The sequence below is a fragment of the Streptomyces odontomachicola genome (assembly GCF_039605595.1).
Taxonomy (GTDB): domain Bacteria; phylum Actinomycetota; class Actinomycetes; order Streptomycetales; family Streptomycetaceae; genus Streptomyces.
In genome coordinates this window covers 120,494-138,895 of record NZ_JBCFOK010000008.1, presented here as the reverse complement: position 1 = coordinate 138,895, position 18,402 = coordinate 120,494, and the positions used below count along the sequence as shown (strand labels likewise).

Here is an 18,402-nt window from a genome sequence, read left to right as displayed (position 1 = left end):
GCCTGCCAGCACCGCACGGGCGCTGACAATGAGTCAACAGAGGTTTGTGGAACGGGTGTTGCCCAGGAGGTGAACCCCGGGGCTCACTCCGCCGGAGCCAGCACCACCCACACCGGGCCCCGCGCGAAGGGCAGGCTGCGGCCGTCCTGGCCGGTGAAGCGGGTGCCATCGGCGGGCGATGGACGCGACCAGCGGCCCTCGTACGCCTTGCCGTCGCGCAGCACCACGGCGCGGCCCGAGCCCACCGTCTCGCTGTAGGGCGAGACCTCGTCGTTCACATCGCGCAGCGAGGAGCTGCGGATCTTCACGTGCTGGAGCACCACGGTCGCGGCGCCGAGCCGCGGCCCGTTCTCGCTCTTCGCGGGCGAACCGTCCATCGACACCAGCCAGCGCCCGCTCCGCGCCGACCAGTCGAAGTCGAAGCGCGCGTCGGGGAAGCGCACCGAGCGGTGCGAGGCCGCCCGGCCGCCGGACGGCGCGGGACCGAAGCGGAAGCCGATGTCGGCGGCGTCCCCGGCCTTCGGCGCGGCGCGCAGCGCCTGGTCCGGCTTGAGGAAGAGGTTGTGCGGCGAGCTCCGCTCCGCGCTGCGCTCGTAGACGCCCTTCGTCTTCTCCGGGATCAGCGGGGTCAGCGGCGCGGCGTCCAGCGCGGGCTGGAGCTTGGACTGCACGCCGGAGTACGCGAGGATCGGCCGGCCGAACTGGCGCAGCAGCTCCAGGTCGGACTCCCGCGCGCTGCGCACCGGGCCGACGCGGCGCGGGAAGCGCGAGGAGAAGACCGCCATCAGCCTGCTGAGCCCGGCCTCCACCTGCTCCGCGTAGACGATGTCGGCGCGCTCCAGGCCCACCGAGGGGCGGGCCGAGCGGATGTTGTCGATCTTCACGGCGAGGACCTTGCCGCCCCTGCCCTGCTCCCCGGTGAAGGGCGAGCGGTCGCCGTTGGATCCCGCGACCCCCGCCCGCATCTGGCACCCCGCCACCGCCCCGGCCAGCGGCACCGCCGCTGCCGCCCCCAGCACCGCTCTGCGGCTGGTGCGACCTGGGCCGCCGTCTCCCTGGCTGGTGTGTCCCGTCGTCGTACGGTCGGTCATCGCTCCGCCTCCGCTTCGCCGTTCCTCGTGGGCCGGCGGGCACGCGCGGCCCGGCAGGGTGGCGTGCGCCGCCCGTCTGTGCTCCTGCTGCACCACTGCTTCCCACGCGGCGGCCGCCGTCAGCGGCCGCGCACGGAAATGGGGCTGACTGAGTGACAGATACGGAGGCGGATTCCGTACGCGGTGCCGCGGGTGGCGGAACCGGGGGCACCGCGTACGGAGGGGCCCGCGGGCACCTCGTACGGAGGTGTCCTGACGGGGGGTCAGGCGACCTGGAGGGGTCGGCCGTCGGCGCTCGGCGGCGGCTCAGGCCGTCGCGGGGTCGGCCGACTCCTCCAGGACGCGGAAGGTCAGGCCGGCCTTCACCAGGCGGTCGGTGAGTGCTCCGCCCATCGCGGCCGAGGTGGTCACCTGTCCCGCGGTGTCCGGGAGTTCGTCGGTGGCCAGGCTCAGAGCGCTCTCGGCGAGCATCTTGGCGGTCTCGTCGTAGCCCGGGTCGCCGCCCGACACCTCGGTGACCACCCGGCGCCCGCCGCCGCGCCCCACGAAGCGCACCGAGAACCAGCTCCGCGCGCGCCGCGCCTCGTCCGGGCCCTCGCCCGGCGCGAGCCGCGCGGAGAGGAACCTCCGCGCCGCGGGGAGCTGGGCCGCGGCGAACAGCGCGCCCACGCCCGCGATGCCGCCCGCCACCATGGGGAGCCTGCGCACCGCGGCGTAGTGCCGGTACTCGAAGTCGGGCCCGTAGCGCTCCAGCGCCGCCGCCGAACGGCCGATGACCTGCGGGTCCAAGGTCGGCAGCGGCACCGCCCACATGCCGGTCTCGGCGGAGCGGCGCACCCGGTCCGTCGGCGTGCTCACGCGGCGGTCCTTCGGGCGCGGGTCGGCGCGGCGGCGCTCCTTCGCGGTGCGCAGCATCCGGTCGGCGCGCGAGAACGCCAGCAGCGTGCTGCCGAAGGTGCCGCCGGAGGCCATCGCGTTGGTGCGCACATGCCCCTCGACGCGCAGCGGAACGCCCTCGGGAAGCTGCTCCACGGTGAACCGCGCGCCGAGGTCGTGCGGCACCGAGTCGAAGCCGCACGCGTGCACCAGGCGGGCGCCGGTCTCCTGGGCGCGCGCGTGGTGCCGCAGGTGTACGAGGTCGACGAACTCCGGCTCCCCGGTGAGGTCCAGATAGTCCGTGCCCAGGTCGGCGCAGGCGGCGACCAGCGGCAGGCCGAAGCGGATGTAGGGGCCGACGGTGCTGGCCAGCACGCGGGTCTGCGCCGCGATGTCGCGCAGGCTGCCGTGGTCCTGGACGTCGGCGTGGAGGAGGGGGATTTCGGCGAGTCCCGGAGTCTCCGGGTTCTGCGCGGCGAGGCGGGCGCGCAGCCGCTCCAGCTTGTGCCGGTCGCGGCCCGCGAGGGCCCAGCGGCAGTCCTGGGGGGCGTTCCGGGCGAGGTACTCGGCCGTCAGCGCGCCCACGAACCCGGTCGCCCCGAACAGCACGATGTCGTACGGGCGTCGGGCGTCGGTGGCCGCGGCGGGGGCCGTCGTGTCAGCGTCTGTCATCTCGCTATTTCAGCAGCCGCGACATGCGCCGGTCGGCGAGGGGTCGGCCACCGGTCTGGCAGGTGGGGCAGTACTGCAGCGAGGAGTCGCTGAAGGACACCTCGCGAATGGTGTCCCCGCACACCGGGCACGGCTCCCCGGTGCGCCCGTGCACCCGCATCCCGGAGCGCTTGCCCGCCTTGAGCTCGCCCGCCGCGAGCCCGCGCGAGCGCTCGACGGCGTCGCGCAGGGTGGTCACGGCGGCCTCGTGCAGGACGGCCACCTCGCGCTCGGTGAGGTCGTCGGCCATGCGGTACGGGGACATCTTCGCGGCGTGCAGGATCTCGTCGGAGTACGCGTTGCCGATCCCCGCGACGACGCTCTGGTCGCGCAGCATGCCCTTGATGCGGTGCCGCTGACCGCGCAGCAGACCGGCCAGCGCCTCGGGGGTGAAGCCGGGCGCGAGGGGGTCGGGGCCCAGCTTCGCGATGCCGGGGACGTCGCGGGGGTCGGGGACCACGTACACCGCGAGGCGTTTCTGCGTGCCCGCTTCGGTGAGGTCGAAGCCTTCGCCGCCCTCGGCCGCCTGGCCGCCGTCCAGCGTGAGGCGGAGCGCGAGCGGCCCCTTGCCGGGGCGGGGCGGAGCGGCCGGCAGGCTGTCCTGCCAGCGCAGCCACCCCGCCCTGGCGAGATGGACGACCAAGTGCGGCGCGGCGCCGGCGGATTCGCGCTCAGCGGGCGCGAAGCACACGTCGAGGAACTTGCCGTGCCGGGCCACCCCGGCGATCTCCCTGCCGTGCAGGGCGGTGGGCGGCGGGTCGTACGTCTTGAGCACGCTCACCGCCACGGGCAGCACGCTCCGCACCGTACGGCCGCTCAGCCGCCGGTCCAGGAAGTCCCGCAGGGCCTCGACTTCGGGGAGTTCCGGCACGGTTCGCTTCCTCGCGTGTGGGGTGCTCTGTGCTCTGTGCGGTGAGCGCCGGTGCCGTCAGGCCAGCTTGGAGTCGAGGGTGATCGTCGTGCCGGTGAGGGCCTGGCTCACGGGGCAGTTCTTCTTCGCGTCGTCGGCCGCCGCGGCGAAGCCCTCCTCGTCCAGGCCGGGGACCTCGCCCTCGACCGTGAGGTGGATGCCGGTGATGCCCGTGCCCGGCTGGAAGGTGACCTCGGCGCCGGTGGTCAGCCGGGTGGGCGGGGTGCCCGCCGTGGTCAGGCCGTTGGACAGCGCCATCGAGAAGCAGCTCGAGTGCGCGGCGGCGATCAGCTCCTCGGGGCTCGTCTTGCTCTCGGGCTCCTCGGCGCGCGCCGGCCAGGAGACCGCGTAGTCGCCGATGCCGGAGGAGTCGAAGGTGACCGTCCCCGACCCCTCCATGAGGTCGCCGGTCCAGACGGTGTGTGCGGCGCGCTTGGTGGCCATGGGGTACCTCTCTGCCTGGTCGGTTCTGCCTGATCGGTGTTGCCTGGTCGGTTCTGCGGTGGGTTCCTACGGGAGGACGGATGCGGGGTGCCGACGTGTTCCCGCGCCGGTGTGCCGCATGCCTCCGCCCCGATCCTCGACGCGGCGGGCCCGGCTCGGGGAGCGGCGCGCCGGGGACGGCGCGGTGTCCGGCCGGCGGCGGAGCCGGAAAGTTCCGGAACTGTCTCGCATCCCGGACTGTATGGATTCGGCCTTCTTTGCGAGCGGCGAACGCGCTCCGCGTTCGCCCGGCAACCGGATGTGACCGGCTGGTCAGCGCGGCCGCCGGATGTGCTTCGTCGCAGGCAGGGGCGCCGGAAGAGGGCGTGACCCCAGGTCGGGGAGCGGCGGGGACCGGATGCGGACGGAGGCGATCGGATCCGGTCACCGGGTGGCGCCGACCGAGAACGTTTCACCGGCCGTGGTGACCGGAAGCTCCGGACATGACGCAAGATATGTGGCGGCCACCGGAGGAGCCCCGGCCTCCTCCGGCGGTCAGGCCCGCACAGGGCCCTCGTGCGTACGAGCCGAGCCCGTCGGCGCGGGGAGGGGAGCCCCGCGCCGACGGCGCTCCGCCGGGAGGGGAAGACGGGGTGCGGCGCCGCGCCCCGCAGCGTTCGCACCGCCATCCGCACCGCGTCCGTACTGCATCCGCACCGCGCTCCGCGTCGCCGACACGTGCGCGCGGCGCGCCCGAGGGGGGTAAGAGCGATGGGCCGAAGACTTCGCGCCGCCGCGGCGGGGGCCGCGCCGCGGGACGTACCGAGAGAGGGACCGCGGGGCGCACTGCGGTCCGCGCCACGGGACCAACTGCGGGGCGTGGGATCCCCGTTCAGCCAGGAAGCCACCTCGTTCAGCGCGGCCGCCGGGCCAGGCACCCCCGGCCGCCGGCTCGCCGAGGGGGCCTGACGTGCGCGTACTGGTGCTGGGAAGCAGCGGGTTCCTGGGCGGCCATGTCGAGCGGGCGCTGCGCGCGGCCGACGGGGTGCGGGTGCTCTCCGGCGGCCGCTCGCCCGGCGCCTGCCTGCGCCTCGACCTGGCCACCGCCGACCCCGCCAAGCTGGCGCCCCAGCTCCGGGCGCTCGGCCCCGACGCGGTGGTGAACTGCGCGGGCACGGTCGGCGGCGACGCCGCGACGCTCGCCGCCGTCAACGCGCGCGGCCCCGCGGTGCTCTGCGAGGCCCTGCGCCGCGCGGCTCCGGCCGCCCGGCTGGTGCACCTCGGCTCGGCCGCCGAGTACGGGGCGAACGACGGGCGCACCCCGGTGCCGGAGAGCGCACCGGCGGCCCCGCTCGGCGTGTACGGCGCGACCAAGCTCGCCGGCACCCTCGCGGTGACCGGCTCAGGACTGGACGCGGTCGTGCTGCGGGTGTTCGACCCCGTGGGCCCCGGCGCCCCGGCCCCGTCGCTGCCCGGCCGCCTCGCGGTCCAGTTGCGCAGGGCGCTGGCCGCGGCCGGTGAGGGCGAACCCGTGCGCGCGGTGCGGGTCGGCGACCTCTCGGCGCACCGGGACTTCGTGGACGTACGGGATGTGGCGCGGGCCGTGGTGCGGGCGGTGCTGCGGGGTGCGGGCGGCCCGGGCGCGGAGGGCGTGGAGGGCTCGGGTGGTGCGGATGGTCCGGGCGCGGAGGCCGCCGCGCTGCCGCGGGTGCTCAACATCGGGAGCGGCACGGCGCATCCGCTCCGCATGGTCGCCGGGGGACTGGCGCGCGTCGCGGGCTATTCCGGGCGCATCCACGAGAGCGCACCGGGCGCGGACCGCGCGATCGCGGGCGGCTCGGCTTCGGGCGGCTTGGCCTCAGGTGGCTTGGCTTCGGGCGGCTTGACCTGGGGCAACGCAGTGTCGGACGGCTCGGCCTCCGTACCGTGGCAGTGCGCCGACATCTCGGCGGCGCGTGCGGTCCTGGACTGGCGCCCGGAGATCACGCTGGGCGCCTCGCTGACCGCGCTGTGGCAGGCGGCCCGCCCCAACTCCCCGCTGGTGGGGGCCCGCTGAACACAGCGGGGCAACTCGGCGCGCACGCCGTGGTGCTCAACCCGGGCACCGTGCCGCATTCCGGTTATGCGAAGATTGCGGACCGTGTGGCCGCCTTCGCGGGCCACGGGAGGCGTACCGGGGGGACCGGTCCTCCTGCGACCGAACCACAACAGAAGAGGCTCGAATGCCGGGCAGAACATGCCACTTGAGACGCGTGACCGTCCTGCTCCTGGCGGGGGTGCTCGCGGCGCTCGCGGGGTGCGCGCCGCTCACCGGGGGCTCCGGGTCCGAGGACCGCGCCGGCGCCGGCGACCACTGGAGGCCGCGCCCCGGTACGGACTGGCAGTGGCAGCTCACCGGGCGCGTGGACACCGGCGTCGACGTACCCGTCTATGACATCGACGGCTTCGACAACTCCGCGCGCACCGTCTCCCGCCTGCACGAGGACGGCCGCAAGGCCATCTGCTACATCAACGCGGGCGCCTGGGAGGACTGGCGCCCCGACGCGCACCGCTTCCCCAAGGCGCTGCGGGGCAGGGGCAACGGCTGGGAGGGCGAGCGCTGGTTCGACATCCGGCAGCTGGACACGCTGCGCCCGCTGATGGCCGCGCGCATGGACATGTGCGAGGAGAAGGGCTTCGACGCGGTGGAGCCCGACCTGATGGACGCGTACCGCAACCGCACGGGCTTCCCGCTCACCGCCGCCCACCAGCTCGCGTACAACCGGATGCTGTCCGGGCTCGCCCACGAGCGCGGCCTCGCCGTCGGGCTCAAGAACGACCTGGACCAGATCCCGCAGCTCGTGAAGGACTTCGACTTCGCGGTGAACGAGGAGTGCGCGCAGTACGGCGAGTGCGCCAAGCTCAAGCCGTTCATCGCTCAGAAGAAGGCCGTCTTCCACGTCGAATACGAGCTGGATCCGGAGGAGTTCTGCAAGAGCTCGGACAAGCTCGGCCTCAGCTCGCTGCGCAAGCGCCTCGACCTGGACGCCTGGCGCCGCGCCTGCTGATCCCTTCGTAGGTGGGAAGGGGGGGGCGCCGCCCCGCAGTGGGACGGCGCCCCGGCGTCCGTACGCGCGCCCGGCTCGGGTGCCCTCGCCCGGCTCAGGCGAAGGCGGGCATCACTTCGTCGTGGATCAGCCGCAGTTGGCTGTTCACGTCGGGAGCGCCCTCCAGATCGCGGCCGGTGAAGGTCTTCACCAGATCGCGGTCGGTGAGCGCGCAGATGACGTGGTTCACGCCGCTCGGCGCGATCTGCGTACGGATCTTCTCCGCGCACTCCTCCGGCGTGCCGGCCACCGACAGCGCCTCGGCGACCTCCGGGTCCGTCAGCTCGATCCCGCGGGCCAGGTCGCCCGCGCCGATCGCGTCGATCACGGGCTTGAGCTGCGAGGGGTCAACGCCGTTGCGGCGTAGCTGCTCCTCCGGCATGGACGAGGCGTAGATGCCGACCATGCTGCGCGCGGCCTCTTTCGCCTTCGCGCCGTCCCGGCCCACCGAGAACACCACCCAGGCGCCGATGTCGAGGTCCCGCCAGTCCTTGCCGGCGCGCTCGGCGCCCGCCCTGATGTGCCGCACCGCGTACTCGTACGCCTCGGCGGTGTAGCTCAGCGCGTGGTGGCAGCCGTCCGACAACTCGCCGGCGGCCTCGAAGGACTTGGGGCCGCGCATCGCGCCCAGCTTCAGCGGCACCCGCTCCTGCACGGGCCGCGCGAAGGTGAACAGGCCCTGGTACGAGTAGAACTCGCCGTCCCGCGTGATACTGCCCTCGTCCAGCAGCGTCCGCACCACGGACAGCGCCTCCTTGGTGCGCGACAGCGGCCTCGTCGCCGCCCAGTCGATGCCGTACTGGGCGAGCAGCCCGAAGTTCCCGCTGGACAGCACCCCTTCGGCGCGCCCGTTCGAGAGCTCGTCGAGGGTGGCGAGCGCCTGGGCCACCAGGGTCGGCTCGCGCAGCGTGACCGGGGTGACGCTGGGGCCGAGGCGGATGCGCTCGGTCTGCCCGGCCGCCGCGGCGAACAGCAGCCACAGGTCTTTGTGCCAGGTCTCGTCCGCCGCGTAGCAGGCGTGGAATCCGAGCTCGTCCGCCAGTCGTATGGAGGCCAGCGACTGCTGCAGCGGATAGTCGGGAAGCATCGCATAGCTGAACCGCACGGGTGCCACCTTCTTCCGTTCCGGGTGTCCGGATGCCGATGTGTGGGTGAGGTGGAGCAGGGCCGGTCTCCGGTCCGTCGGGGATTGTGCCAACAGCCGGTGCGGGAGGGGAGAGTCCGGGCGGCGGCTTCCCGCACCGCGTACCGTGCGGCGGGCGCGCGGGAGGTACGCGGCGAGGAGCGCCGGGTATCCCACGGTTACCCGGTCCCGGACGGGGGCCGGGCATTCGAGGAAGCGGGGCCGTTCATGATCAGAGGCATCGATGTCGCGTCGTACCAGCCGGAGAACTACAGCACCAAGGGTCTGGACTTCGTCTTCATCAAGGTCACCGAGGGCAGGTCGTACACCAACCCCAAGTGGGTCGCGCAGCGCAAGACCGGGCGCGACGCCGGACTCGTGACCGGCTTCTACCATTTCGTACGCGACGGCGGCATGCAGGCGCAGGCCGATTACTTCCTGTCGAAGATCAACCTGGTGGCCGGCGACATCCTCGTCCTCGACTGGGAGGACGGCGCCGTCAGCAACGGGGAGAAGGACGACTGGATCAAATACGTCCAGCGGAAGCGCCCCGAGCACAAGGTGCTGCTCTACTGCAGCGTGAACTTCTGGCTGAACCGCGACACCACGTCCTTCCCCGGCGACGGGCTGTGGATCGCGCACTACAACGGCAATCCGGGCAAGCCGGGCATCCAGCACCCCTGGAAGTTCCACCAGTACACCAACCACCCGATAGACAAGAACGTCGGCGCCTTCGACACCAAGGCGGACCTGAAGAGCTGGGCGGGCGGGAGCTGAGGAGCGGCGGGGCGGTGGCGCGGTGGGCGCGGCGGCGGTGGCCGGGCTCGGCGGCGTACGGGGTCGGTGGCGTACGCGTGCGGGTTCTCGGCGGCGTGGCGGGCGCTCGGCGGCGTGGCGGGCGCCCGGTGGCGTGAAGTGGCCGGCGGCGTGAGTTAAGGGAGCGCACATCCGCGCTCTCCGGCCGCGTCAACTCCCGTCCAGCCGGGGCGGAAATCCAGGCGGTGACAGATCCGTTCCGTTCGCCCCGCCGCACTGGAGATCGCCGTGTCCCTCAGCCAAGCACCCGCACCCGTGCACGCCCCGCCGGCTGCGCCGCGCTACACCGTGTCCCTCGCGACCGACGAGGACCAGGTGCGCGCGGCGCAGCGGCTGCGCCACACCGTCTTCGCCGACGGCATGGGCGCCCGCCTGCACAGCCCCGAACCGGGCCTGGACGCCGACCCGTTCGACGCCTACTGCGACCACCTGCTGGTACGCGAGGAGCGCACCGGCGCCGTGGTCGGCACCTACCGGCTGCTGCCGCCCGACCGCGCCAGGGTCGCCGGGCGGCTCTACGCGGACAGCGAGTTCGACCTCTCCGGGCTCGCCCCGCTGCGCGAGGACCTGGTCGAGGTCGGCCGCTCCTGCGTGCACCCCGACCACAGGGACGGCGCCGTCATCGCGCTCATGTGGGCCGGGATAGCCCGCTACCTGGAGACCATGGGCCACACCTGGCTGGCCGGCTGCTGCTCCGTGCCCCTGGCCGACGGCGGGGCCCTCGCCTCGCACGTGTGGCACACCGTCGCGGCCCGGCACATGGCGCCCGAGGAGTACCGGGTGCGGCCGCGGCTCCCCTGGCTCCCGCCGGAGGACGGCCCGCGCCCGGTGTCCGTACCCCGCTACACCCTGCCGCCGCTGCTCCGCGGCTACCTGCGGCTCGGCGCCCGCATCTGCGGAGAGCCCGCGCACGACCCGGACTTCGGGGTCGCCGACCTGTACGTGCTGCTCAACGTGCGCGACATCGACCCGCGCTATCTGCGGCACTTCCTCTCGATGGCACCCGCGGCGCCGTGATGTCCTCCGTCGCCGGCTTCGCGGAGTCCGGCGAGTTCGGGGAGTTCTCGGACTTCGCGGAATTCCACGTCGCGTCCCTGGTGTCCCCTTCGTCCGTGCCGGATTCGTCCACGGCGGAGAGCGGCCGGGCCAACCCCTGGAAGCCGACCTCGCCCTGCACCCCGCTGCGCTGCCTGCCCCCGCGGGGGAGTGGGCGCGCGGCGGGGCCCGCGCGGCGCGCGCTCCGCTGGTCCGCGCTGTGCGGAGTGCTGGTCGCGGGCATCGCGTTCTCGCCTGCGGCCCGCGGGCGTGCGGCGGTGGTACGGGGCTGGGCCAGAGCACTCGTCCGCGCGACCGGGGTGCGGGTACGCATCAACGAGCTTGTGGCGAGCGGCGGTTGCGGTCGCGCGCCGGCCGGCGGTCGCGGCTGCGCACCGCGTCCCGCTCTGCTGGTCGCCAACCACGTCTCCTGGCTGGACATCCCGCTGCTCGCCGCGGTGCGCCCGGTCAGGATGGTGGCCAAGTCCGACGTCGCCGCCTACCCCGTACTGGGCCGGCTCGCCACCTACGGCGGCACCGTCTTCATCGACCGCGAACGCCTCAGGCAACTCCCGGCGACGGTCGCCGAAGTCGCCGCCCTGCTCCGCGCGGGCCGCAGCGTCGCGGTCTTCCCGGAGGGCAGCACTCGGTGCGGCAGGGCGGAGGGCGCCTTCCGCAACGCCCTGTTCCAAGCGGCGCTCGACGCGGGCGCCGAGGTCCGCCCGGTCACCCTCCGCTACCGCACCTCCGCCGGACTCCCCACCGCACGGCCCGCGTTCGTGGGCGAGGACACGCTGCTCACCTCGCTGCGCCGGGTGATCGCGGCCCGGGACCTGTACGCCGAGGTCACGGTCCATCCACCGCTGAACCCCGCGAACCACGGCACCCGCCGCGCACTGGCCCGCGCGGCGCGGGCGGCGGTCACCGGAGTGCGGGAGGAAGAACAGCCGGATACATGGGGTGTGCGGTCGGCGGCGCAGCCGGGGGAGGGGCCGGAGGAACGGCCGGGCCTCATGGGTGTATCCGGCAATTTGTGTGCAGGCCAGATACGCTCCCCGTCATGCCCGAAGCCGACTCCGCCCGCAGGCCGGACACCTCAGCGACCTCTCCCGCCTCCCAAGACACCACAGCCACCGAGGACTTCGACGACGCCGAGGCGCGCGACGCCGACACCTCCGGGGATGTCCGGGACCACGAGGGACCAGCCCCGCACGACCCCGTCGGCTCCACCGCCTCTTCCCTCGCCTCCGCAGACAACGCCGACGGCCCCCTGAACGCAGCAGCAGACACCGCCGCCCGGGACGACGCCGCCCAGGTCGCCCCCTACGCGGACGACTCCGACCCCGACGGCACCGATCCGCACGCCGCCTATGCGGACGACAGACCCGGCCTCACCCCGCGGCAGGCCCGCCGCGTCCGGATAGCGGTCTCGGCCGCCGTCATGACCGCGGTGGCCGTGGCCCTGGTCGTCCGCCTCACCATCGCCCCGTCCGTACTGATCGTCGGCTTCTACGGCATGGCGCTGATCCTCTCCGGCACCGCCATCGGCCTCAGCCGCCGCGGCCGCACCCGGGTCGCCACCGCGGTACTCGCCCTGGGCTTCGCCGCGGTGGCCCTGGCCGAATGGCTGCTCTCCACCGCCTAGCCCGCGCCCCGGTGGGCTCGGTCGCCGCAGGTCACGGCCCCGCGCACCGCGAACGTCAGCGCCACTCCACCGCGTCGCCGCCCAGCACTCCCGGCGGATGCGCCCACCTCTCCGGCGCCCCTTCGTACCGCACCGGCGACACCACATGCCGCAGCCGCCCCAGCGGACTGTCGCACTCCGCCATCCAGTCCGCCGGGTCGTACGGGGGCTCCGCGGCCGGCGCGGCATCCCCCGCCTCCGTCCTGCCGCCGGGCAGCCCGTGCCCGTGCAGCAGCCAGTGCGCGGTCTGCGCCAGCGCGAGCCGTACGACCCGGGAACCCGCCCTCCCCTCCTGCTGCTCCGTCAACGACCGCATCACCGCCGCCGCCAGCAGGTAACCGGAACCGTGGTCCAGCGCCTGCGCGGGCAGCGCACCGGGAACGCCCGACTCCGTGTCCTCCTCCGCCTTCGCGATACCGGTCGCCGCCTGTACGAGGCTGTCGAACCCGCGCCTCCTGTGCCACGGCCCGTACCCGCCCCACGCGCTGATCTGCCCCACCACCAGCCCCGGGCGCCGGTCGGCCAGCGACTCGGGGGCCAGCCCGAACCTGTCCAGCGCGCCCGGCCGGTACGCCGTGACCACCACATGCGCCGACCCCAGCAGCTCCTCGAACCGGGCCTGCCCGGCACGGCTGTCCAGCTCCAGCGACACCGACCGCTTCCCGAACCCGGTGTCCGCGTGCGCCTCGGCGAACTCCGGGTACTTCGGCGGGTCGATCCGCAGCACGTCGGCCCCGAGCAGCGCCAACGTGCGGGTGGCCACGGGGCCCGCGGTGACCCGCGTGAGGTCCAGCACCCGCACCCCGGCGAGGGGCAGCGCGAGGGTGTTGCCCGCGGTGGGCGCGAACGGCAGCGGCTCCGCCCCGTCCAGCGCATCGACGCTCAGCAGCGGGCGGGAGGACGCCGCGACGCCCTGCGGGTGCCGGTCCCACGCCTCGCGGGAGCGCACCGCCACCGCGAGCCCGCCCCTGGCGAAGACCGCCTGCTCCACCTCCTCCGCCTTGCGCTGCACCAGTTGGGCCGCGACCCGGTGCGCCAGCACCTCGTCCGCCTCGCCGCGCTCGGGGACAGCGAGCGCGGCGAGCAGCAGTGCACGGTGATGCGGGTAGTTCGCGTGCGTACGCACCCACCCGTCAGCCGTGCGCCAGAAGCGGGACAGCGGTGCGAAGTTGACCGTCTCCCGCCCGTCGATCCGCAGATGGCGCTCGCTGGTGAACGCGGCCGCCACCGCCCCGTCGTCCACCGTCACCGGCGCCACCCTGCTGCTGGAGGCGCGCACCGCGGCCAGCTCGGCCGCCGCGAGGGCACAGGTGGCCACCGTGCTGCGCGCGAGCTCGCGAACGGGAAGCCGAGCCGGCAGCACCCCGTCCCTGTACGTGTGGTGGAGCCGCTCCAGCAGAGCCCGCTGCCCTCCGAGCGCGCGCCACGCATAGGAGGTGCCGGCACCGCTCCCCGCGGAGCCGCCGGGCGGGCGGTCCCCGGCCGCGCCCCTGTCCGTACTCATGCCGTCCCGGCCGGTCAGCGCCTGTGCAGAAGCTCGCTCCATGTCCGGCATTGTGACACTCGGTCCGCATGAATCCGGGCAGGCCGGAGGCCCTGGATGCCCCGTTCACACGCTGGCCCCGCACAACCGGTCGAGCGCCCCCGTATACCGTGTCCCTCCCATGAACGACGATGCCCCCTGGCCCCGTACGGAGTCCGAAGCCCTCGCAGTCCAGGACACCCTGCGCGACCGGGTCGACCCCAACACCGGACGGCGACCACTGGCACCCCCCGAGCCCCGCTGACCGACACCCCGCACCCTGCGCCCGGCCTCGGCGAGGTGGACCGCCCGGCCATGCGCGGCTGTACGCGTACCTCCTGTGAGCCCGACCCTTGCCGGAGGGGCCGGCCAGGGCGCCCGAGGCCCGGTCAGTCCCCCTCGGGAGCAACCTTCGCCGTCACCACACGCAGCCCCCGGTCGGTGAACTCCCGCCGCACCGGCTCCCGCACCCCGCCGTCGGTCACGAAGGTCGAGAACACCTCGCCCCCGCCGATCCGCGCGAAGCACCGCGTGCCCACCTTGGAACCGTCCGCCACGACCACCGCCCGCGCGGCGCGCTCCGCCATCAGCCGGTTGATCCGCGCCTCCGCCTCGTCGTGAACCGTCGCGCCCCGCTCCGGGTCCACCCCGTTCGCACCGATGAACGCGATGTCCATGGAGATCTGCTGGAGCACCAACTCGCTGTACGGGCCGATGAGTTCAAAGGACCGCGAGTGCGCCACCCCGCCCGTCAGCACGATCTTGATCTGCGGGCGCACCGCCAGCTCGTTGGCGATGTTGAGGGAGTTGGTCACCACCGTCAGGTGCGGCTCGGGCGCCGGCTCGGCGAACTCCGGGCGGACCGCCAGCGCCCTGGCGATCTCCGTCGTCGTGGTGCCGCCGGAGAGACCGACCGCGTGACCGCGCTCCACCATCTTCGCCGCCGCCTGCGCGATGGCCTGCTTCTCCTCCGCGTGGTGACCGCGCTTGTACCGGAGGGGCAGGTCGTAGGTGACGGAGCTGAGCACCGCGCCGCCCCGGGTGCGGGTGAGCAACTGCTGCTCGGCCAGGGCGTCCATGTCCCTGCGCATGGTGGCCGCCGACACCTCGAGGGCGGTGGCGGCCTCCTCGACGTCGACGCGTCCCCGGTCGCCGAGGAGCTCGAGCAGCGCGTTCATCCGCTCGTGGCGCTTCACGTGGTCTGTCTCCCTGTTCTGTGCTGCACCCGCCGTCCGGTGTCCTGTGACACCCCGGCGTGCTGACCGGAGCCTATCCGGCGTGTACCGGCGTCCCGAGCACGCCCAGCAGCCGCGCGGCCTCCTGCGTCACGGCCTCGCGCGCGGGGCCCACGTACTTGCGCGAGTCGATCAGCATCGGGTCCTCGGCGAGGATCCTGCGTATCTCCTGCGTGAAGACCGACACCAGATGCGTGGAGATATTGATCTTCGTCATCCCCGCGGTGATCGCCGCGCGCAGCTCCTCGTCGGGCACCCCCGACGAACCGTGCAGCACCAGCGGCACGGGCAGCTTCTCCGCGAGCGTGTGGATCAGCTCCTTGTCCAGCACGGCCGTGCGCTCCCGCATCGCGTGCGAGGAACCGACCGCGACGGCCAGCGCGTCCACCCCGGTCTCGCGCACGAAGGAGAGGGCCTCGTCAGGGTCGGTGCGCGCGCCCGGTGCGTGCACGCCGTCCTTGCCGCCCACCTCACCGAGCTCGGCCTCCACGAACACGCCGTGCTCATGGCACCAGGAGGTGAGCTCGGCCGTCGCCGCGACGTTCTCCGCATACGGCAGGGCCGAGGCGTCGAACATGACCGAGCGCACCCCGGCCCGCACACCCTCGCGGATCTGCGCGGCGTCCGTGATGTGGTCCAGGTGGACGGAGATCTGCGCCTCGGAGTCCTCGGCCAGGGCCAGGGTGGCGCGGGTCAGCGGGAGCAGACTGCCGTGGTACTTCAGGCAGTTCTCACTGAGCTGGAGGATCAGCGGTGTACCGGCCCGCTCGGCCGCCGCGACCAGGGCTTCGGCGGTCTCCAGATGGATGATGTTGAAGGCGGGAGCGCCGGAGCCCGAGGCCCGCGCGCCGTCGAGGATGGATGCGGTGGGGGAGAGAGTCATGAGGCGAACTTCCCTGAGAGGCCTGGGATATGGAGGTGGGGAGGGGCGGGGCGCGGTGTCGCGACCGCGCTCCGGTGCGGAGGACAGAGGGCAGTGGCGTGGGCGGATGGGGCGGGCCCGCGACCGGACCGATGCGCGAGCTCGCGGCGTGGACCCGAGACGAGGGGCCGCGGTGTCAGCCCGTGAGGGAGCCGAGGCCCCGCGGCGAGGAGCCATGGCGTCGCCCCGCGGGCAAGCCAAGACCCCGCCGCGTGAGCCCATGCCGAGCCCTCGTGGAGCCGGCGCCTCAGGAGTCGTCGAGCATCACGGAGCGCGTGAGGCTGCGCGGGTTGTCCGGGTCCAGGCCCCGTGCACGCGCGCGCTCCAGCGCGACTCGCTGCACCAGCACCAGGTCGGCCAACGGGTCCCTCGCGTGGTGCACGAACTGCGCGCCGGTGCGGGCGACATCGGACTCCAGGCCCTCGGGGGAGTCGCCGAAGAGCCAGGTGACACGGCCGGGGGCCGCGATGGATATCGGCCCGTGGCGGTACTCCATCGCGGGGTAGGACTCCGTCCAACTCTGCGATGCCTCGCGCATCTTGAGCGCCGCCTCATTGGCGAGGCCGAACGTCCACCCGGTGCCCAGGAAGGAGAACTGCTCGGCCTCCACCCACTCCTTCTCGACCGGGCTGGACAGCGCCTCCTCGGCGTCGCGTATCGCGGGGGAGAGGTCTTCTCCGAGGTGGGCGCGGAGCAGGGCGAGCGCCGACGTGGCGAACCGGGTCTGGACGACTGACTGCTCATCGGCGAAGGGGAGCGCCACGGTCTCGTCGGAGAGGTCCACCGCCGGTGTGCCGGGGGCGCCGAGCAGGGTCACCGTCGGGATGCGGCCCTTCATCTGCTCCAGCACCCGCAGCACCTCCGTGGTGGTGCCGGAGCGGGTGATGGCGACCACGGCGTCGTATGCGCGCTCCGCACCAAGTGAGGCCTCCGACGCGGCGAAGGGGTCGGTCACGCCGTGGCCCGCCGCCTCGCGCAGCGCCGCGTACGACTGGGCCATGAACCACGAGGTGCCGCAGCCGACCACGGCCACCCGCGCGCCCCGCTCCGGCAGCCCCGGAGCCGAGGCCAGCCGCGCCGCCTCGCGCCAGGTCTCCGGCTGGCTGCGCAGTTCCTCTTCCATGTGCACGGTCCCGGTCATCGGGGTCTCCCTCTTGGATGATCTTGCGCTTGTGCTCGCTTCTGCATTTCAAAGCTTCGCCTCAATCAATATTACGCAGCTTCGTCGCGCCGTCCATACCTCCTCCGGGTGAAGGGGCGAGGTGCGACCGGTGAGCGGTAAGCCCGGATTAGCGCCTATTTGTGGGCCTTCTCTGTCCTGCTCGCAGCGGCGGAGCGACCCTCGAAGGCCCCGCCGAGGGGTGTTGACAGATGCGCGAAGCGCGGCGAATAGTGACGTGATCAATCACTCGCCTTGCAGTTCCACGCAGAGAGCCCCGCACATGACCACAGCAACGCCATCACCGAAGCTGGCTGCCGAGGGGTATCGGACCGGCCGCCTCTTTGCCCTCACGGGCGCCGTCGTCGGCGTCATCTACGGATACGACACGGGCAGCATCTCCGGCGCCCTGGTCTTCCTCAGCAAGGACTTCCACCTGACCTCAGCCGAGCAGGGGCTCGTGAACAGCGTGCTCGTGCTCGGTTCGATCCTCGGCGCGCTGATCGGCGGCAAGCTGGCCGACGCGCTCGGGCGCAAGCCGGCCATGCTGATCGTCGCCGCGTCCTATGCGGTGTTCGTCGCGCTCTCCGCCGTCGCGCCGAACGTGGTGGTGCTCGACATCGTGCGGTTCCTGCTCGGGATCGCGATCGGCGTCTCCATCGTGGCGGCTCCCCTCTATGTCGCCGAGTCCACGCCGGCCCGCATCCGGGGTGCCGCGGTCGCCGCGTACCAGGTGGCCACCGTCGCGGGGATCACGCTCACCTACTTCGTGAACTGGGGGCTCTCCGGCGGCGGCCACTGGCGGTGGATGCTCGGGCTGTCGGCGATTCCCGCCGCGCTGCTGGTGATCCCGCTGCTGCGGCTGCCGGACACCCCGCGCTGGTATGTGCTGAAGGGGCGCACGGAGGAGGCGGAGCAGGTCCTCGCGCGGACGGATCCCGATGTGGACCCGCGGACCGAGATCGCCGCCATCAACGGTGCGCTGAGCGAGGAGAGCGGGGGCTCCGCCGCGGCGCTGCTGCGCAAGCCGTACGCCCGGGCCGCCACCTTCGTGATCGGTCTCGGCTTCTTCTGCCAGATCACCGGGATCAACGCGGTCACCTACTACAGCCCGGCCATCTTCGAGGAGATGGGCTTCACCGGGGACGGGCAGAACTTCCTGCTGCCTGCCTTCGTCCAGGTCGCGGGACTGGCGGCCGCGGTGCTGGCAGTGCTCATCATCGACCGGCTCGGCCGGCGCCGGGTGCTGCTCTCCGGGATCGGCGTGATGCTGGCGATGCTCGCGCTGCTGACCGCGGTGTTCGGCACCGGCGCGGTGAGCGGCTCGGCGACCTGGGTGGGTTTCGTCGCGGTGCTGCTGTTCACCGCGGCGTACAACTTCGGCTTCGGTTCACTGATCTGGGTCTACGCGAGCGAGGCGTTCCCCGCGAGGTACCGGGCCGTCGGCGCCTCGGTGATGCTCACGGCCGACCTCGTGGCCAACATGCTGATCGCCCAGTTCTTCCCCTCCCTCATGTCGTGGGCCGGAGCGGCCTGGACCTTCGCGGGGCTCGGTGTGCTGGCGCTGCTGGCGCTGGTGTTCACGGCGGCCACGGCGCCCGAGACGAAGGGGCGGCAGCTGGAGGAGATCCAGGGCTACTGGCGAAACGGCGGACGCTGGCCCTCCGTTGAGGAGCAGCAGCGGTACGTGGGTGAGGACGCCGATGCGGAGGCCGCGGCGGCGGAGCGAATACGGTGAGCGGCCCGCGCGCCTGAGCCTGCCTGCAACGCGCCCGAGCCCCGCCTGCAAGAAGCCCGATCCCCCGGCCG

17 protein-coding genes are annotated in these 18,402 nt (G+C 73.4%); 8 read left to right on the top strand and 9 right to left on the bottom strand.

Annotated elements, in window-relative coordinates; translation table 11 throughout:
- Nucleotides 1–83: 83 nt before the first annotated feature.
- From ABEE00_RS16895 to ABEE00_RS16880, 4 genes are all read right to left on the bottom strand, one after another.
- Nucleotides 84–1,091: a DUF3048 domain-containing protein gene (locus ABEE00_RS16895; RefSeq protein WP_345746325.1), complete on the bottom strand. Its 1,008-nt coding sequence runs from the start codon at nucleotides 1,089–1,091 to the stop codon at nucleotides 84–86.
- Between the two features lie 306 nt (nucleotides 1,092–1,397).
- Nucleotides 1,398–2,639: a saccharopine dehydrogenase family protein gene (locus ABEE00_RS16890; protein ID WP_345746324.1), complete on the bottom strand. Its 1,242-nt coding sequence runs from the start codon at nucleotides 2,637–2,639 to the stop codon at nucleotides 1,398–1,400.
- A gap of 4 nt (nucleotides 2,640–2,643) precedes the next feature.
- Nucleotides 2,644–3,549 carry an Fpg/Nei family DNA glycosylase gene (locus ABEE00_RS16885; RefSeq protein ID WP_345746323.1) on the bottom strand — a complete coding sequence of 302 codons (906 nt, stop codon included), beginning with the start codon at nucleotides 3,547–3,549 and terminating at the stop codon, nucleotides 2,644–2,646.
- A 57-nt stretch (nucleotides 3,550–3,606) separates the two neighbouring features.
- Nucleotides 3,607–4,032: an OsmC family peroxiredoxin gene (locus tag ABEE00_RS16880; protein WP_345746322.1), complete on the bottom strand. Its 426-nt coding sequence runs from the start codon at nucleotides 4,030–4,032 to the stop codon at nucleotides 3,607–3,609.
- Nucleotides 4,033–4,981: 949 nt separating this feature from the next.
- Here ABEE00_RS16880 and ABEE00_RS16875 point away from each other — a divergent pair.
- Complete coding sequence (locus tag ABEE00_RS16875) at nucleotides 4,982–6,067, top strand: NAD-dependent epimerase/dehydratase family protein (RefSeq protein WP_345746321.1); 1,086 nt, start codon at nucleotides 4,982–4,984, stop codon at nucleotides 6,065–6,067.
- Between the two features lie 166 nt (nucleotides 6,068–6,233).
- Entirely contained in the window at nucleotides 6,234–7,058 is an 825-nt protein-coding gene (locus ABEE00_RS16870) for an endo alpha-1,4 polygalactosaminidase (protein ID WP_451918601.1), read from the top strand.
- A gap of 94 nt (nucleotides 7,059–7,152) precedes the next feature.
- On the opposite strand, the gene ABEE00_RS16865 is transcribed toward ABEE00_RS16870, so the two are convergent.
- Nucleotides 7,153–8,202, bottom strand: a complete 1,050-nt coding sequence (locus ABEE00_RS16865) for an LLM class flavin-dependent oxidoreductase (RefSeq protein WP_345746319.1) — start codon at nucleotides 8,200–8,202, stop codon at nucleotides 7,153–7,155.
- A 246-nt stretch (nucleotides 8,203–8,448) separates the two neighbouring features.
- On the opposite strand from ABEE00_RS16865, the gene ABEE00_RS16860 reads away from it, so the two are divergent.
- The 4 genes from ABEE00_RS16860 to ABEE00_RS16845 all read left to right on the top strand — a co-directional run bounded on the left by ABEE00_RS16860 (nucleotide 8,449) and on the right by ABEE00_RS16845 (nucleotide 11,716).
- On the top strand, nucleotides 8,449–8,997 hold the full coding sequence (locus tag ABEE00_RS16860; protein WP_345746318.1) for a glycoside hydrolase family 25 protein: 549 nt from the start codon (nucleotides 8,449–8,451) through the stop codon (nucleotides 8,995–8,997).
- 267 nt (nucleotides 8,998–9,264) lie between these two features.
- A complete protein-coding gene (locus ABEE00_RS16855; protein WP_345746317.1) occupies nucleotides 9,265–10,053 on the top strand; it encodes a GNAT family N-acetyltransferase in 789 nt (262 codons plus the stop codon).
- Nucleotides 10,053–11,345 carry a lysophospholipid acyltransferase family protein gene (locus tag ABEE00_RS16850; RefSeq protein ID WP_345746316.1) on the top strand — a complete coding sequence of 431 codons (1,293 nt, stop codon included), beginning with the start codon at nucleotides 10,053–10,055 and terminating at the stop codon, nucleotides 11,343–11,345. The genes ABEE00_RS16855 and ABEE00_RS16850 overlap by 1 nt, the downstream gene beginning before the upstream one ends.
- Nucleotides 11,346–11,512: 167 nt before the next feature.
- Nucleotides 11,513–11,716: a hypothetical protein gene (locus ABEE00_RS16845; protein WP_345746315.1), complete on the top strand. Its 204-nt coding sequence runs from the start codon at nucleotides 11,513–11,515 to the stop codon at nucleotides 11,714–11,716.
- Nucleotides 11,717–11,771: 55 nt separating this feature from the next.
- Here the strand turns inward: ABEE00_RS16845 and ABEE00_RS16840 are convergent, their stop codons facing one another.
- Nucleotides 11,772–13,301, bottom strand: a complete 1,530-nt coding sequence (locus tag ABEE00_RS16840; protein ID WP_345746314.1) for a CoA transferase — start codon at nucleotides 13,299–13,301, stop codon at nucleotides 11,772–11,774.
- 118 nt (nucleotides 13,302–13,419) lie between these two features.
- Here ABEE00_RS16840 and ABEE00_RS16835 point away from each other — a divergent pair, with 118 nt between their 5' ends.
- Nucleotides 13,420–13,542, top strand: coding sequence for a hypothetical protein (locus tag ABEE00_RS16835; RefSeq protein ID WP_345746313.1), 123 nt, complete (start codon nucleotides 13,420–13,422; stop codon nucleotides 13,540–13,542).
- Nucleotides 13,543–13,666: 124 nt separating this feature from the next.
- Here ABEE00_RS16835 and ABEE00_RS16830 read toward each other — a convergent pair whose 3' ends face one another.
- From ABEE00_RS16830 to ABEE00_RS16820, 3 genes are all read right to left on the bottom strand, one after another.
- Complete coding sequence (locus tag ABEE00_RS16830) at nucleotides 13,667–14,473, bottom strand: DeoR/GlpR family DNA-binding transcription regulator (protein WP_345746312.1); 807 nt, start codon at nucleotides 14,471–14,473, stop codon at nucleotides 13,667–13,669.
- 73 nt (nucleotides 14,474–14,546) lie between these two features.
- Nucleotides 14,547–15,395 carry a class II fructose-bisphosphate aldolase gene (locus tag ABEE00_RS16825; RefSeq protein ID WP_345746311.1) on the bottom strand — a complete coding sequence of 283 codons (849 nt, stop codon included), beginning with the start codon at nucleotides 15,393–15,395 and terminating at the stop codon, nucleotides 14,547–14,549.
- Between the two features lie 286 nt (nucleotides 15,396–15,681).
- Complete coding sequence (locus ABEE00_RS16820; protein ID WP_345746310.1) at nucleotides 15,682–16,575, bottom strand: SIS domain-containing protein; 894 nt, start codon at nucleotides 16,573–16,575, stop codon at nucleotides 15,682–15,684.
- Nucleotides 16,576–16,876: 301 nt separating this feature from the next.
- Between ABEE00_RS16820 and ABEE00_RS16815 the strand changes: the two genes are divergently transcribed.
- Nucleotides 16,877–18,331: a sugar porter family MFS transporter gene (locus tag ABEE00_RS16815; RefSeq protein ID WP_345746309.1), complete on the top strand. Its 1,455-nt coding sequence runs from the start codon at nucleotides 16,877–16,879 to the stop codon at nucleotides 18,329–18,331.
- Nucleotides 18,332–18,402 lie beyond the last annotated feature (71 nt).